Origin of the sequence: Planococcus sp. SE5232, from assembly GCF_050686535.1 — a bacterium.
Lineage (GTDB): Bacteria > Bacillota > Bacilli > Bacillales_A > Planococcaceae > Planococcus.
Genome location: NZ_JBOGCP010000004.1, coordinates 302,276 through 317,374, shown reverse-complemented (window position 1 = coordinate 317,374; position 15,099 = coordinate 302,276). Strand labels below are relative to the sequence as shown.

The 15,099-nt window shown below is 46.0% G+C and carries 17 protein-coding genes; 13 read left to right on the top strand and 4 right to left on the bottom strand.

Translation table 11 applies throughout. The features are described from left to right. Window positions 1–17 precede the first annotated feature (17 nt). Window positions 18–926, top strand: a complete 909-nt coding sequence (locus ACRC6Q_RS15060; RefSeq protein WP_223642670.1) for an NAD(P)/FAD-dependent oxidoreductase — start codon at window positions 18–20, stop codon at window positions 924–926. 4 nt (window positions 927–930) lie between these two features. Here the strand turns inward: ACRC6Q_RS15060 and ACRC6Q_RS15055 are convergent, their stop codons facing one another. Further along, window positions 931–1,650 carry a TIGR02206 family membrane protein gene (locus tag ACRC6Q_RS15055; protein ID WP_431466918.1) on the bottom strand — a complete coding sequence of 240 codons (720 nt, stop codon included), beginning with the start codon at window positions 1,648–1,650 and terminating at the stop codon, window positions 931–933. A gap of 170 nt (window positions 1,651–1,820) precedes the next feature. On the opposite strand from ACRC6Q_RS15055, the gene ACRC6Q_RS15050 reads away from it, so the two are divergent. The 11 genes from ACRC6Q_RS15050 to ACRC6Q_RS15000 all read left to right on the top strand — a co-directional run bounded on the left by ACRC6Q_RS15050 (window position 1,821) and on the right by ACRC6Q_RS15000 (window position 11,325). Then, the gene (locus ACRC6Q_RS15050; RefSeq protein WP_223642682.1) at window positions 1,821–2,120 is read left to right on the top strand and encodes a hypothetical protein; all 300 of its coding nucleotides are present in this window, start codon (window positions 1,821–1,823) and stop codon (window positions 2,118–2,120) included. A 90-nt stretch (window positions 2,121–2,210) separates the two neighbouring features. Beyond that, the gene (locus tag ACRC6Q_RS15045; protein WP_223642684.1) at window positions 2,211–2,579 is read left to right on the top strand and encodes a nuclear transport factor 2 family protein; all 369 of its coding nucleotides are present in this window, start codon (window positions 2,211–2,213) and stop codon (window positions 2,577–2,579) included. A 211-nt stretch (window positions 2,580–2,790) separates the two neighbouring features. Next, window positions 2,791–3,795: a LacI family DNA-binding transcriptional regulator gene (locus ACRC6Q_RS15040; RefSeq protein WP_223642686.1), complete on the top strand. Its 1,005-nt coding sequence runs from the start codon at window positions 2,791–2,793 to the stop codon at window positions 3,793–3,795. A 67-nt stretch (window positions 3,796–3,862) separates the two neighbouring features. Beyond that, complete coding sequence (gene allD / locus ACRC6Q_RS15035; RefSeq protein WP_223642688.1) at window positions 3,863–4,903, top strand: ureidoglycolate dehydrogenase; 1,041 nt, start codon at window positions 3,863–3,865, stop codon at window positions 4,901–4,903. Then, window positions 4,900–5,901, top strand: coding sequence for a TRAP transporter substrate-binding protein (locus ACRC6Q_RS15030; RefSeq protein ID WP_223642690.1), 1,002 nt, complete (start codon window positions 4,900–4,902; stop codon window positions 5,899–5,901). The genes allD and ACRC6Q_RS15030 overlap by 4 nt, the downstream gene beginning before the upstream one ends. A 69-nt stretch (window positions 5,902–5,970) precedes the next feature. Further along, a complete protein-coding gene (locus ACRC6Q_RS15025) occupies window positions 5,971–6,468 on the top strand; it encodes a TRAP transporter small permease (protein WP_223642692.1) in 498 nt (165 codons plus the stop codon). After that, window positions 6,465–7,739: a TRAP transporter large permease gene (locus tag ACRC6Q_RS15020; protein ID WP_223642716.1), complete on the top strand. Its 1,275-nt coding sequence runs from the start codon at window positions 6,465–6,467 to the stop codon at window positions 7,737–7,739. Before ACRC6Q_RS15025 ends, ACRC6Q_RS15020 begins: the two co-directional genes overlap by 4 nt. 12 nt (window positions 7,740–7,751) lie before the next feature. Further along, window positions 7,752–8,771: a zinc-binding alcohol dehydrogenase family protein gene (locus tag ACRC6Q_RS15015; RefSeq protein WP_223642694.1), complete on the top strand. Its 1,020-nt coding sequence runs from the start codon at window positions 7,752–7,754 to the stop codon at window positions 8,769–8,771. Window positions 8,772–8,783: 12 nt separating this feature from the next. Beyond that, window positions 8,784–9,404 carry a bifunctional 2-keto-4-hydroxyglutarate aldolase/2-keto-3-deoxy-6-phosphogluconate aldolase gene (locus tag ACRC6Q_RS15010; RefSeq protein ID WP_223642696.1) on the top strand — a complete coding sequence of 207 codons (621 nt, stop codon included), beginning with the start codon at window positions 8,784–8,786 and terminating at the stop codon, window positions 9,402–9,404. Window positions 9,405–9,418: 14 nt separating this feature from the next. Continuing rightward, window positions 9,419–10,477, top strand: coding sequence for a mannonate dehydratase (gene uxuA / locus ACRC6Q_RS15005; RefSeq protein WP_223642698.1), 1,059 nt, complete (start codon window positions 9,419–9,421; stop codon window positions 10,475–10,477). Between the two features lie 11 nt (window positions 10,478–10,488). Beyond that, window positions 10,489–11,325 carry an SDR family oxidoreductase gene (locus tag ACRC6Q_RS15000; protein WP_223642700.1) on the top strand — a complete coding sequence of 279 codons (837 nt, stop codon included), beginning with the start codon at window positions 10,489–10,491 and terminating at the stop codon, window positions 11,323–11,325. 594 nt (window positions 11,326–11,919) lie between these two features. Here the strand turns inward: ACRC6Q_RS15000 and ACRC6Q_RS14995 are convergent. Genes ACRC6Q_RS14995 through ACRC6Q_RS14985 form a run of 3 tightly spaced genes read right to left on the bottom strand, consistent with a single transcriptional unit; the run spans window position 11,920 to window position 14,337 of the window. Continuing rightward, window positions 11,920–12,492 carry a 5' nucleotidase, NT5C type gene (locus ACRC6Q_RS14995; protein WP_223637657.1) on the bottom strand — a complete coding sequence of 191 codons (573 nt, stop codon included), beginning with the start codon at window positions 12,490–12,492 and terminating at the stop codon, window positions 11,920–11,922. Further along, window positions 12,489–13,589: a bifunctional diaminohydroxyphosphoribosylaminopyrimidine deaminase/5-amino-6-(5-phosphoribosylamino)uracil reductase RibD gene (ribD, locus tag ACRC6Q_RS14990; protein ID WP_223637654.1), complete on the bottom strand. Its 1,101-nt coding sequence runs from the start codon at window positions 13,587–13,589 to the stop codon at window positions 12,489–12,491. Before ribD ends, ACRC6Q_RS14995 begins: the two co-directional genes overlap by 4 nt. Then, complete coding sequence (locus tag ACRC6Q_RS14985; protein WP_223637653.1) at window positions 13,576–14,337, bottom strand: GTP cyclohydrolase II; 762 nt, start codon at window positions 14,335–14,337, stop codon at window positions 13,576–13,578. Before ACRC6Q_RS14985 ends, ribD begins: the two co-directional genes overlap by 14 nt. 250 nt (window positions 14,338–14,587) lie before the next feature. On the opposite strand from ACRC6Q_RS14985, the gene ACRC6Q_RS14980 reads away from it, so the two are divergent. Then, entirely contained in the window at window positions 14,588–15,085 is a 498-nt protein-coding gene (locus tag ACRC6Q_RS14980; protein WP_146558589.1) for a ferritin, read from the top strand. The last annotated feature ends 14 nt before the right edge of the window (window positions 15,086–15,099 follow it).

Below are 15,099 nucleotides of genomic sequence, written 5' to 3'. Positions count from 1 at the left end.
AATGAGGGATGGATGCTATGATTTATGATTGCGCAATAATAGGAGGCGGACCTGCGGGCCTCAATGCTGCATTGGTACTGGGCAGATCCAGAAGGAATACATTGCTTTTTGACGACGACAACGGACGCAATTTAGTGACGAGGGAATCGCATGGCTTCATTACACGGGATGGCATTGAACCGGAGGAACTCAAACGCCTGGGCCGTGAAGATATCGCAAAGTACGGTTGCGTGGAGATTAAAGAGCAGCGGATCACCAGTGTCAACCGGATCTCTAAAACCCATTATGAATTGGTGACAGAAGATGGAGATGTATTCCACAGCATTAAAATCATCATCGCGGCAGGCCTGAAAGAAGAGCAGCCGAACATTCCCGATATTGAGAGGTTTTATGGCACCAGTTTATTCAGTTGCCCCTACTGCGATGGCTGGGAATTGCGTGATCAGCCGCTGGCAGTGATTGCGGATAAACAGGTATTCGAACTGGCGAAGAAAATCTATACATGGAGCCATGACTTGATTGTCTTTACAAACGGTGAAGGCCGTTTGGAGGAAGAGGAAAAGCAAAAACTGCTTCGGAAAGGCATAAACGTAGTGGAGGATCTCATTGGCGGCTTGGAAGGTGAAAACGGACAGTTACGCAGCGTGAGGCTTGAAGATGGTACATTAATCGATCGGACAGGTGGCTTTGTAACCCCTTTATGGAGTCATGCGACTCCATTTGCGGAGCAACTTGGCTGCAAGCAAAACGAACATGGCGGAATTTTGACGGACGATTACGGACGGACGAATGTCTGGAACGTCTATGCAGCGGGCGATGCTTCATTGATTGTACCTTCCCAGCTGGTCATTGCAGCCGGCGAAGGCAGTGCGGCAGCCATCGGCGTCAATGGGGATTTGATCAACGAATACTTCGATACGGAGTAGCAGGTCACGGGTTTTTAATGAATTTTTGAAACAGCAGGTATTGGACAAAAAACAAAGCCAAAGTTGTCAGGCACAAATTGAAGTAATACCACAGCCCATCGCCGAAGAAGTCAAGCGGAGAGGCAGTATTCGGGCGCTGCCTCAAATAAAGAAAATTGGAATCTGTCATTGGGTTGACGAAAAAACCGATGACGGCGGCATAAGCAAGCAGCAAGGCGTAGACTGAAAAAACTGAGTGCATCGTAAGGGCTTTCGGCTGGCATAAAGCTAAAAATAGGCAGGCCCAGGAAATTGCCGTGTGATGGACAAAGAATTTCCAGAAGCGGAAATGGTGATAATCATAGGGCAGTTCAGGGGTGATCAAAGCAAGGAAAGCTGGAAGTATGCCGATATAAAAAGAAAGTTGGATCCAGAAAGGCCGCATCGTCAACAAACCAATCATAGCAGTGATCGATGCCACTCCGCATAGGTGAAGCGGCATTTGTCCATTAAAGCTCCAGACGTCATTCGTGATGGCCCAGTAATGATAGGAGAACTCTGAAGTGAAAAGGATAGCCAGCAATGGCCAGCGCAGCCATTGAAAAAGATGTTTGCTTTCCTTCAATCGCCTCTTTGCTGAGATTAGGGCAATAATTCCAGCCACAGCAATCGCGAGTGCCAGCAGATGGCTTGGAGAAAAAGGATTGAAAGAATAAGTGGATGTCGCAGCAAACCAGTTTTCCATGACAGCCCTCCTGATCGAGAAGTTATTTTGTGTGTAGTTTATCATTTATTCAGTCAACTGGTCCATTTACTTGAAAACGGCTATTTTACCCTGACATAAACGTATGCTTTGCGTAAAACCCTCTCTATACGATAAACTTCTAGAAAAGGATCCGTAGGAGGAATGCCCGCGTGGACCAACTGAATTTACTGTCGTCCATCACTTACATCGACACGGAGCGTTCCATCGAGGCTGGTGAAATGAAAATCGTTGAAACTGAATGTAATATTCAGCTATACGAAGATACATTGGTGACTTCTGCGACAAAGTTCCATGTAGCGAATGTCTGGGATATCTCCTATAAATCATTTTCTTCTGAAGCCAGCTTATTATATCTTCACACACATCGCGGAGTATTGACTTATAAAGTCTATACAGATCCCGATAAATTTGTGGAGACGTTTAAAAAATTGAAAAACGAGAATTACTAAAGAAGATAGGTTTTTTTCCTATCTTCTTTTTTCAACCTTATAGAGCTGCAGCAAAAGCAGGGCTACGTCTGGAGGAAGGGAGATAAGAAAATGGAGGACAATATCAAAATTGCGGATCAGTGGACAAAGAAAGTAAACGAGCGGGATATCAAAGGCGTTTTGGAAGTGTCAGATCCCCATATTGAATTGGTAGGCCCAAGGGGGATGGCAGAAGGTCATGATATCCTGGAGCAATGGATCAAAGAGTCAGGCGTCAAACTGGAAACGCAGAGCTACTACGCCAAAGGCGACGAAGTGATTTGCGTCCAACAAGCTACATGGGAAAACCAAAACGGCCATGTAACGATTTACACTTTCATGGAAATCAAAAACGGGAAAGTCCACCGCTTGGGCAGGTATGATACCCTGGATGATGCTTTAGGGCAGTGCCAGTTAAATGAAGAAGATAAAGTTGAATAAGAAAGGGGGGCGGGGAAAATTTTCTCGTCCCTTTTTGGAATTGCCTTTCATTTATTAGACGGCGGCTGACCGTCTTCCGAAAGTATAAGACTTTCGAAGTGTTTTGAGAGGTAAACCAAATTTTCTGAAAAAAAGTATTGATTTTAAAAAATCTTTCAATTATACTTTCCTAAAATGACTTACTAAACCGGTTTAGTGCAAGGAGAAAAAAATGAAGAAAATCACAATGCAAGATGTAGCATCGAAAGCGGGAGTTTCCAAAAGCACGGTTTCCCAGTATATAAATAATCGTTTTGAATTTATGGGAGCCTCGACAAAACTGAGAGTAGAAGCAGCTATCAAAGAATTGGGCTATATTCCAAACCAGGTAGCCAAAAGTCTGAAACAGAAAAAGACTGGAACAATCGGAGTGATCGTAGCAAATATTCTGCACGCATTTTCTACAGAGATTATTCGGGCGATTGAAGACGAGTGCGAAAGAAACGGCTTTCATTTATTTGTTTGCAATGCAGACGATCAGCCGGAAAAAGAGCGTTCCTATATTGATATGCTAGTGGCCAAACAAGTTGACGGGTTAGTCATTTTCCCGACAAACGGCAATAACGATTACTACAAGCAATTGAAGAATGCAGAATTTCCGATTGTCTTTGTGGACCGGATGATCAATGAACCAATTTTCCCGACACTTTTGCTCGACAATGAAAGCGCTTCACGGATTGCAGTAGAACAACTGGCGAAAAAAGGACGGAAAAAAATAGGTTTGGTGTCGACTTCCATTGCCCAAAACGTGACGCCAAGAATCGAGCGCATCAGGGGTTACAAAAAGGCATTGGCATCCCACGGACTGTCAGTCGAAGAAGATTGGATTGTGGCAGAGGAGCGTCAGGAAATCGGGAAGAAGCTTCAAAATATATGGGATACCGGCAGTCGCCCAGAGGCATTTTTTGCCACGAATGATTTGGCTTTGATTGAATTGTTGAAGTTCATCAAAAAAAACAAACTGGCTATTCCAGAGGATATTGGTGTGATTGCAATCGACGATTCACCATTTCTTGAGACGGCTACCACACCGATTTCCGTCATTAAGCAACCGACTTTTGAGATCGGGCAAAACGCGGCGGAGACCTTGCTGAAATTGATTGTCAGCAAAGATTTCAAGGAAGTATATGAAGAGCGACGGTATCCACCGATTTTGGTGGAACGGGAATCCATCTGAAGCAAATGAGTTGGAGTCGAAAATTTTCTCGGCGATAAAAAAGCCGTTGAACGAGAGGAGAAACGCCATGGCAACTGTTACTGCAGCTTTTATGGAAGTTCAAACATTAATCGCAGAGAAATTGGAAAGTGCTGGCGTCAACAAAGAACATGCAGCAAAAGTGGCTGAAATTCTTATCCATGCCGATCTGCGCGGAGTGAATTCCCATGGGGCCCTTCGTACGGAACATTATATGAACCGGCTCGAAGCTGGAGGCATTAACCCGGCACCTGAGATTTCATTCACTCAAACCGGTCCGGTGACTGGCGTGGTTGATGGGGATGATGGCTTTGGCCATGTCGTAGCGGATATCGCCATGAATCACGCCATCGGGATGGCTAAGGAAAATGGAGTCGGCATGGTGACAGCTATGAACAGCAGTCATTGTGGAGCACTCAGCTATTTTGTTGAAACCGCAACAAAACACAATTTGATTGGCATCGGAATGACCCACACTGATAAAATCGTTGTTCCTTTCGGCGGGAGAGAATCTTTCCTCGGGACGAACCCTATCGCTTATGGAATCCCTGCTAAATCTGAGAAGCCCTTCATTTTGGATATGGCAACGTCGAATGTGGCGCTGGGTAAGATTCTTCAACACAAAGAAGAAGGCAAAGGGATTCCTGAAGGCTGGGGAGTGGATCGTGACGGATCCCCAGTGACTGACCCCGCGGAAGTGGTGTCTTTAATGCCATTCGGCGGCCCGAAAGGATCTGGGTTATCGATGATTGTCGATATTTTCTCAGGTTTGCTTGCAGGTATGGCGTTTGGTCCTCACATCAATCCCATGTATGAGGACTTGGACAAAAAACGGAAGTTGGGACATTATTTCTGCGCCATTAACCCATCTTACTTTACTGATACCGAAAACTTTCTGGAACAGATGGATCGAATGATCAAGGAGATCCATGAGGTTCCGGCAGCTGAAGGGTTCAGCCGTGTCCTGGTTCCGGGAGAAATCGAACAGGAAAACGAAGAGCGCAATCGAAAAGAAGGCGTCCAGATTGCAGCAACTACCTATGAATATTTGAAAACACCAATAAAAAACAAAGGGGAGAATAAAAAATGAAAAAGAAATGGTTAACAGGTATTTTTGCATCCGTATTGGTATTGGGAGCTTGTGGTTCAAATGGAGGAACAGAAGAAGGCGGTTCAGAGTCAGGCGAAACAATTGAATGGAGATTCGGCCATTTAGCTGATGAAAACCATATCTGGCACCAGACAGCCATGAAATTTGAAGAACTGGTGGAAGAAAACTCAGATGGGCAAATGGAAATCACCATCTATCCGAATAACTCACTGGGCGGAGAAACCGATACCATCAACTCGATTCAAGCAGGAACAGCCGACATGGTTATTTCAGGGGAAACTTTGCAAAACTGGGCTCCGAATGCTGCACTGATGGCAGTTCCTTACGCTTTCCGTGATTTGGATCATGTGAAGTCAGTGGTTGAAGGTGAAATTGGTGAACAGATCAAGCAGGAAGTCAGCGATCAAGCAGGCTTAACGGCTCTTTACTACCATACACGAGCTCCACGTAACTTAACGTCAAACGAGCCGATTACATCTCCAGATGACTTGAGCGGATTCAGTATGCGTGTACCGAACGTACCATTATTCCTGGACGTATGGCAGGCTGCCGGCGCATCTCCACAAGTAATGGATTTCAATGAAGTATTTACAGGCTTGCAGCAAGGCGTAATCGATGGCCAGGAAAACCCGGTTGACTTGATTCAAAGCGGTGGATTGGCTGAAGTACAGGATTACGTAAACCGCACTGAGCATGTCTATTCATGGATCTACATTCTAGTCGGCAACGATCAATACAATGAACTTTCTGATGACTTGAAACAAGTTGTCCAAGATGCAGCAGCAGAAGCACAAACTTTCGGTGATGAGCTTTATGAAACGGAAATTGCTGAAATCGAACAGGAATTGATGGATGCTGGAATGGAATTTGTAGACGTTGACCAGGATGCATTCCGTGAAGCGATGACACCGGCTGTCGAAGCTTCGTTATCCCCGGAGCAATTGGAATTGTACGAACAGATCCTTGCAGTTGAATAATATGTGAGTAGGGCATATTTGGCTGTCATGGTCAAATGTGCCTTTCCATTGGGAAGGGAATGAATTCGGATGTCAAAGTTCCGGAAATTGATTGATAGTACACTCGCTTTTTTGACAGTCCTTAGCTTTGCCGGCGTTATCCTTATCGTCACGGTTCAGATTGTTTCACGTTTTGCTCCATTTTCCTTCATATGGACTGAAGAATTGACACGCTATCTTTTCTTGTACGGCATTGCTTTCGGAGCTCCGCTTGCTTTGATGCGCAATGAATTTATCAACGTGGACATGCTTCTTAATCGAATGTCCAATAATTTCAGAAGATATTACGAAGTGATCATTTACCTGGCCATCATCGTGTTAAGTTTGGTGATGGTTATTGAAGGATACAATTTCACTTTGCTCGGTGATAATCAACGATCGGCAACGATGCCTTTCCAAATGTCAGTTGTCCATGCTTCTTTATTGATCATGAGTGTTTTCCTGGTATTTTACGCAGTCATCAAAATTGTCGACCTCATCAAACACAAACAAGATTACAGTCAGACTTACGGAGGTGACGATCACTGATGGCTACTCTTCTCTTTGTATCCTTTATCGTATTGATTTTCCTGGGCGTTCCGGTTGCCTTCAGTTTGGGGCTGGCTTCCTTTATCTACCTGATGTTGGCTGGAATTCCGCTCAACATCATCCCGCAGCGGATGTTCGGAGGATTAAACTCATTTGTGCTGCTTTGTATTCCGGGCTTTATCCTTGCTGGAAACTTAATGAATGCAGGCGGAATCACCGGGCGGATCATCCAGTTTGCCAATGATCTTTTTGGACATATCCGCGGCGGGCTGGGGCTTGCAAACGTTGGTGCTTCAATGGGCTTCGCGGGAATTTCAGGGACCGCGCTTGCTGATACCGCAAGTATTGGCTCTATTTTGATACCGGCCATGAAAAAAGAAGGATACGGCGCAGGGTTCTCAGCTGCTGTAACAGCATCTTCTTCTACAGTTGGGCCGATCATTCCACCTTCTTTGCCGATGATCATTGTAGGTACGTTGGCCTCTCTCTCTATTGGAGATCTCTTTTTAGCCGGAGCACTTCCAGGTATTCTTCTGGGAGTCGGCTTAATGATCCCTGTGTACATCATTTCGGTCAAACGGAACTACCCGAAAGGTGAACGTCAACCGATAAAGGCCATATGGAAAAGCTTCACGGGTGCTTTTTGGGCATTGTTGATGACATTCATCATTCTTTACGGAATTTTAGGTGGGTTCTTTACGCCGACGGAAGCGTCAATTATTGCCGTTCTTTATGCCTTTGTCATCGGTATTTTTGTTTACAAAGAATTGCCGGTTAAAAAAATACCGGAAATTATGCTGTCTTCGATGACAGCTACTGCATCCATTATGTTGCTTGTCGGGTTTGCCAACCTATTTGGCTGGATTATGGTGCGTGAACAGATTCCACAGCTGGTTGCAGAATCAATTCTTGGCATTTCGACCAATACCATTATCGTTATTTTGTTGATCAACCTACTTTTGCTTTTTGTCGGGACCTTTATGGAAACGATTGCGGCATTGGTTATCCTGTTTCCTGTACTATTGCCGGTTGCCTTGACAGTCGGAATGGATCCTATCCAATTCGGAGTCATGATGGTCTTGAATCTGGTAATCGGATTGGTCACTCCACCGGTGGGCGTCTGTCTCTTTGTGGCTTCCCAAATCGGGAAAGTCTCCATTGGAAAAACAGCAAGAGAGTTGTTGCCGTTTTTAGGTGTCAGTTTAGTGGTGCTTATGCTGGTTGCATTTGTTCCTCAGATTACATTGTTCTTACCAAGTCTATTTGAATAGGTGGTTGTAAAAATGAAAGCAGTTCAAGTTCCAAAAGCGCATGATATGCAAATTATCGAGCAGGAAACTCCGGAAATTCAACAAGGGGATGGAGTCTTAGTTAAAGTGAAGCGTGTCGGCATTTGCGGTTCAGATATGCACATTTACCACGGTACAAACCCTTTAGCTACCTATCCCCGCGTAGTCGGGCATGAAGTGGCTGGAGAAGTGGTGGAAGTGGGAAGCTCCGTAAAGCAACTGAAGGTCGGTGACCATGTGGTTGTAGAACCCATCAATTATTGCGGCGAATGCTATGCATGCCGAAAAGGCCGCCCGAATGTCTGTGAAAAATTATCGGTCTTCGGTGTCCATGAAGATGGAGGCATGCGTGAGTTTATTGTATTACCCGAAAAGCAGCTTCACGCTGTTGATAAAAAGTTGAGCTGGGACGAAGTCGTTTTGGCTGAACCATACACAATCGGTGCACAGGCGGTCTGGCGTGGAAATGTTGAAAAAGGGGATACGGTTCTGATACAGGGATGTGGTCCTATCGGCATCTGTATTCTGAAGTTGGCCAAAGTTGCAGGAGCCACCGTTTATATGACTGATCTCAATGAAGAACGGCTTGCCTTTGCAAAAGAAAGTGGAGCCGACGAAGTGATCAATGCAGGCAATGAATCCGTAAAAGAACGCATATTGGAGCTGACTTCAAACGAAGGGGCGAATGTGGTCATTGATGCGGTCTGCCTTCCTGCTACGGTAGAGCTGAGCATTGATGTGGTTTCACCAGCAGGCAGTGTTGTCGTTCTTGGATTTGACGAGCGGCCATCAGCGATTCCGCAATTGCCGATCACCAAAAAAGAAATCACCATTGTCGGTTCAAGGCTGCAAACCAATCAATTTGGAAAAGTAGTGAGCCTGTTGGACAGTGGAGAGCTGAAATCAGCTGGACTGATTACGCATAAGTTCTCACTAGACGAAGTAAAGGAAGCATTTACATTTGTTGAAAACAATCCCGATAAAGTGAGAAAAGCATTAATTGTCTTTGAATGAGGAGAGATGCAGATGATTCCTAAAATGGAAGTATACCAACAGATCCTGGATGCCCGAATTGTTGCGGTCATACGCGGGAAAGATGCGGATGAAGCAATAGCCGTTGCAGAAGCTGCGGTGGCAGGTGGCTTGAAGGCCATCGAATTGACCTATACGACGCCGAATATTTCGCGGGTTTTCGATAAATTGGCTGATTCGAAGGCATTGATCGGCGCTGGAACAGTTCTTGATGCAGAGACTGCCCGGCACGCCTTATTGCATGGCGCTGAATTTGTTGTCAGCCCAAATTTCAATCCAGAAATCGCCAAGGTTTGTAATCGCTATAATGTCCCTTATTTGCCGGGCTGTATGACGATCAAAGAAATGGTCGAAGCGACGGAATGGGGTTGCGATATCTTGAAGTTGTTTCCTGCCAATGGATTTGAGCCTTCTTTTATCGGTTCGGTCAATGGTCCGTTGCCGAAAGTACGCATCATGCCGACAGGCGGCATCAATATCAAAAACATGAACGTATGGCTGGCTGCAGGAGCTGTAGCAGTCGGGATCGGCAGTGATTTGACTAAAGCTTACCGGTCAGCTGGAGAACAAGGTGTTACTGAATTGGTTAAGGATTATCTTGAAGAACTAGTTTGAAGAGGAGGACTTTCATGAATATCACATTTCGCTGGTATGGCCGCGGCAATGATAGCGTGCAATTAGAACAAATCAAACAGATTCCAGGAACCAAAGGGATTGTCTGGGCGCTCCATCAGAAACCGGCAGGAGAAGTTTGGACGAAGGAAGAAATCGGTTCTGAAGTGGACTACATCAAATCTCACGGGTTCCACGCCGACGTAGTGGAAAGCGTCAATGTCCATGAATCCATTAAGCTGGGCAACAAAGAGCGCGACCAGTATATTGAAAATTACAAGGAGACCATCCGTAACTTAGGTGAAGCCGGTGTCAAAGTGATCTGCTACAATTTCATGCCGATCTTCGATTGGACCCGCACCTCCCTGTATCACCCACTTCCGGATGGCTCGACTGCTTTGTTCTTTGAAAAGGAAAAGATTGAAGCCCTGGAGCCTGCTGAACTGATCGAAACGGTTGCTTCTGCTTCTGATTTGACACTTCCGGGATGGGAGCCGGAGAAGATGGCACGCATTCAAGAACTTTTTGCAGAATACGAAGGAATGGACGAAGAACAGCTATGGGAAAACCTCACTTACTTCTTGAAGGCGATTTTGCCGACAGCTGAAGCGAGCGGTATTCAAATGGCCATCCATCCGGATGATCCACCGTGGTCAATTTTCGGCCTGCCGCGCATCATGACGGGCGAGAAGAGCTGGGAACGGTTGATTTCCATATCGGATTCACCTGCCAACGGCATTACCTTCTGTACCGGATCCATGGGTGCCAATCCGGAAAACGACATGGTGGATCTGGCTTCAAAATACGCCAAGCATTCACCTTTCGCTCACTTGCGCAATGTTAAGATTTTCGACAACGGCGACTTTATCGAAACGTCCCATTACACACAGGACGGCTCTATCGACTTGAATGGTGTGGTCCGTGAATTGTCGAACCAAAACTACACAGGGTATGCCCGTCCAGATCATGGCCGCCATATTTGGAACGAGGAATGCAGACCTGGATATGGTCTATACGACCGGGCGCTTGGAATCATGTATCTCCTCGGATTATGGGATGCACATCAAACAAAGTAAAGGAGGATCCTATGTTTTCAACTCATGAAACTATTGCAGGACGGACCGCCGTCATCACTGGCGGAAGCGGCGTCCTTTGTTCAGAAATGGCTCGACAGCTGGCTGCTCAGAAAGTAAACGTAGCCATCTTGAATCGGACAGCCGAAAAAGGGCAAGGCGTGGCAGATGAAATCAATGGATCAGGCGGCAAAGCAATTGCCGTGGCTGCCGATGTGTTGGACCGGGTATCTTTGGAAAAAGCCAAAGAGCAGATTCTTGAAGCATACGGACGGATTGATATTCTGATCAACGGTGCGGGAGGCAATCACCCTGATGCCATTACAGATATTGAACTCCATGAAGAAGGCGCAACCGGAAAGTCCTTTTTCGAATTAGGAGAAGACGGATTTTCCCGCGTTTTCGCGAGCAACTTCACCGGTTCTTTCTTAGCCAGCCAAGTATTCGGCAAAGAATTGCTGAAACAAGAATCACCGGTTATTTTGAATATCTCTTCTATGAGCGCTTATTCACCGATGACCAAAGTGCCGGCGTACAGTGCGGCCAAAGCAGCCATCAACAACTTTACGATGTGGATGGCAGTCCATTTTGCAGAGGAAAATCTGCGTGTCAATGCAATTGCACCAGGATTTTTCCTGACAGCGCAGAACAAGGATCTGCTGACCAATGCAGATGGTTCGCTGACTCCCCGTTCAGGCAAAATCATGGCCAGCACGCCGATGAAGCGTTTTGGCAAACCGGCAGATTTAGTGGGAACCATGCTGTGGCTCCTTGATGAAAACTATTCCGGCTTTGTCACAGGCATTACGGTTCCTGTAGATGGCGGCTTTCTGGCTTACTCAGGCGTATAGAACAAAAAACCACATTCCTTGGAATGTGGTTTGAGCTTGTAGACAAAAGAATATTGATGTCATTTAAAGAATGAACACACACTTCATCATGTTTATACCGGATCCTGCACTTCAGGCGGACGCTTTCCGCGGGCTCGCGCCGAACTAACTCGGACTGGCGCCCGAGTGGATTTCGGCACTTCGTCGCTTCGCTGCTCCCGCAGGAGTCGCCGCCTGGCGCTCCGGATCCTTGAGTGAAGGATTCGCTAGATTTGTTAGGATTATTTTTTACTAGCAGGCTTCTCTCTTTGATTGAAGCAACACGCTTCCAAGCGGGCTGGCCACGAAGACTCCTGTGGGAGCAGCGCAGCGATGAAAGCTGAAGACCCCGCAGGAACGCAGTGACGAGGAGGCTGAAGCTGAGCCCACGGAAAGCGAAGTGGCCGGACCGGTTGGGGATTATGCACCGCTATACATTTTTGTCAGACTTTGTCTACAGTCTGAAGCGGCATGCTGCCGCTTTTGTTCTTCAAAGAAATAGACAGCATGACCACTCCTCAAAAAGAAAAGAAGGTACGGCAATCGGGTTCCCTACGATTGCCGTACCTTCTTTTTTCATTTCATTTCACTGTTGATCAAATCACCTAATTGGTCCCAGTCTTTAACACGCGGCAAGTCTAGGTGGCGGTTATACGATTGGTCTTTGACAATGACTTTCACAGGATCATTCATTAAGGTATCCAGGACTGCCGGCTTGTCATCGAAATAATAATCCAGTTGCAGGTCTTTGATGATGCCTGCCTTTTCCGAATCCTTCATGCCGCAGAAGAAGTTTCCACGCTCCACCGGGAAACCTTGTTCAATCAGCCAATTGAATGTGTTTTCCGTATGTTCTGGAGGCCGGGATGTAATATAGAAAATCTCGTGCCCATCCGACTCGAGCTGCTTCAGCAATTGGAGCGCACCGGGGTAGAGGGGGCAGTCAGTGAAATACAAAAACTCCAACGAGCGGTTCCACATATTCTTTCCTTCTTCATCACTCAATCCGAATGCCTCGTGTATTTCCACACGATTCAAGGCATGGAAGATGTCGATATCCACTTCCTGATCCAATTGCTTCTGATAATAATGGAAGGCGTATTCACGCAAATTAATCAATGTATCGTCTATATCAAAACCGAATCTCATATACTGCCTCGCTTTTCGGGATACCCCGTAAATTTGAAATCCTTGCCGACTTTGCTGAATTCACCGTCACGCAGATCGATGGCGTCTTTCATCCATTCAACGCCTGTTCCCTCGATGAATGTCGGTGCGATTTTGCCGCCGACAATTTTAGGTGCAAAGTAAAATATCACTTTATCGATCAAGCCATTCTCCAGGAATGCGGCATTGATGGTGCCGCCGCCTTCAATAAAGAGCGAAGAAATGCCTTTTTCACCGAGCACGCGAACCACATCAAGTACATCGACCTGGGTTTCATTGCTGGTTTCGTAGATGGTAATCCCCAAATCCTCTAATGCCTTCCGTTTATCAGCATCATGATTTTGGCTTGTAAAGATCCACGTATCCACTACTCCATCCGTAACAAGTTTTGAATGGAGCGGAATGCGCAAAGTGGAATCAAGAACAATGCGAAGTGGATGGCGGCCATTTGGAATACGCGCCGTCAATTCAGGGTCATCTGCAATGACAGTGCCAACACCCACCAGGATGGCCATGTGCTGGCTGCGCAGAAGATGAACATCCAACCGCGCTTCCTCAGAAGTGATCCACTTGCTGTCCAGGGTATGGGTAGCGATTTTTCCATCTAAGGTGGAGGCTGCTTTCAAAGTCACGAAAGGGGTCTTTTCAACGATGAATTTGTTGAATACCTCATTCATCTTCCGGGATTCCTCTTCACGGACTCCGACAATCACTTCAATGCCCGCTTCTTCCAGCATGCGGACACCGTTTCCGGCAACAATCGGATTTGGATCCAGCGTTGCCACGATCACCTTTTTGATGCCGGCATCAATGATGGCTTGGGCACAAGGTCCGGTCCGTCCGACATGGGAGCATGGCTCGAGCGTTACATAAATGGTCGCACCGCGGCTCAGTTTGCCAGCCATGCGAAGCGCATGGACTTCGGCATGGGGTTCGCCCGCTCTCAAATGGGCACCGATGCCGACAATGCGGTTGTCTTTAACGATGACGGAACCGACCAAAGGGTTCGGGTCTGTCTGGCCTTTTAAGCTGTTCGCATTGCTGAGTGCGAGGTCCATATAAAATTCATGGTTTGACATGAACAATGTCCTCCCCGTCTTTAAGATGCCCTGAGCGATCGATTTTAGTCTGGAGGTAGTTGGCGTTGTATTCGGATTCATCTCCCCAAAGAGAGGTTCTTGAAGCGATCTGGAGTCCGGCTTTTTCGATGGCGGCCACTTTCTTTGGATTGTTGGTCATCAAGGTCACCGGCTTGGTGCGAAGTGCCTGCAGCACAGCAATCGCATCCCCGTAATTTCTGGAATCGTCCACGTATCCCAATTGTTCATTGGCTTCAACTGTATCGTATCCATTTTCCTGCAGGACGTAAGCCATTGCTTTACTGAAGAGTCCGATGCCGCGGCCTTCATGGTTTGCTAAATAAAACAGGGCGCCGGTGCCGTGGTCCGTGATCCGTTTCATGGACTGTTTCAGCTGGTAGCCGCAGTCGCAGCGTTTGCTGCCGAAAATATCGCCGGTGTGGCAGATGGAGTGCATCCGGATCAATGCTTCTGCGTCGTTTTCGAAATCTCCATAGACAAGGACGCTCGATTGCTGATACTCGGCAAGGTTGGCTGAGCTCAATTTTTCGATGATGCTCTCGTAATCTTCGGTGACTTCGTCGAGGCTCAACCAACAATACCAGTTGAATATATAGGTTTCCTCATATAAGTTTACAGGCAGCCGAATGGGGCCGACCAGATACACGGCACCTTCTTCTGTCTGGATCATTTGAATTTTCTCTTTTAATATGGAAAAGACCTTTGGGTCTAGCTTCATGTCTGTCATTTCAGTTTCCCCCTATATGAACACTATCTATATGATATCTTACTACATCTTGTTACTAAAAGTAAGTTATATGTCTTCAATAATCTATAAACAATAATCATTATCGTTTAGGAAAAGAAAAAATCCGTTTTAAATGATATTTATTCTCAATTAAATATTAATATTCTCATTTGATTTGATTATCTGATGAGGCTGTGGTATATTATCTACATTATAATAATTCTAAATAAGAAAACAGGAGGAATAAATTATGTTATCAGAAAAACTAACGAACGCATTAAACGATCAATTCAACAATGAATTGCAGGCAGCTCATGCGTATACCGCAATGGCAGCGTACTTTTCCAAAAAAGGTTATCACGGTTTTGCGAACTTCTATTTAATCCAATCGAGAGAAGAGCATTATCATGCGATGAAATTCTATCATTATTTAGTGACGATGGATGAAAAGCCGGTTCTTCAGGCGTTGACTGAACCGAAGAACCATTTTGTCAGTGCATTGGATGTGTTGGAAAACTCATTGTCGCAGGAAAAAAGCGTGACCAGCAACATTTATGCATTGGTGACATTGGCGGATGAGCTGCAGGAACATGCGACACTTTCCTTCCTGGACTGGTTCATCGAAGAACAGATGGAAGAAGAAAAATCGTTCCGCGATATCATTGCAAGAGTGAGAGCTATTGAAGAAGGCGGCGAATACTTCCTGAAAATGGACGATGAATTTGCACAGCGCAAACTGGAAGAGTAATAGCACTGCAAGCA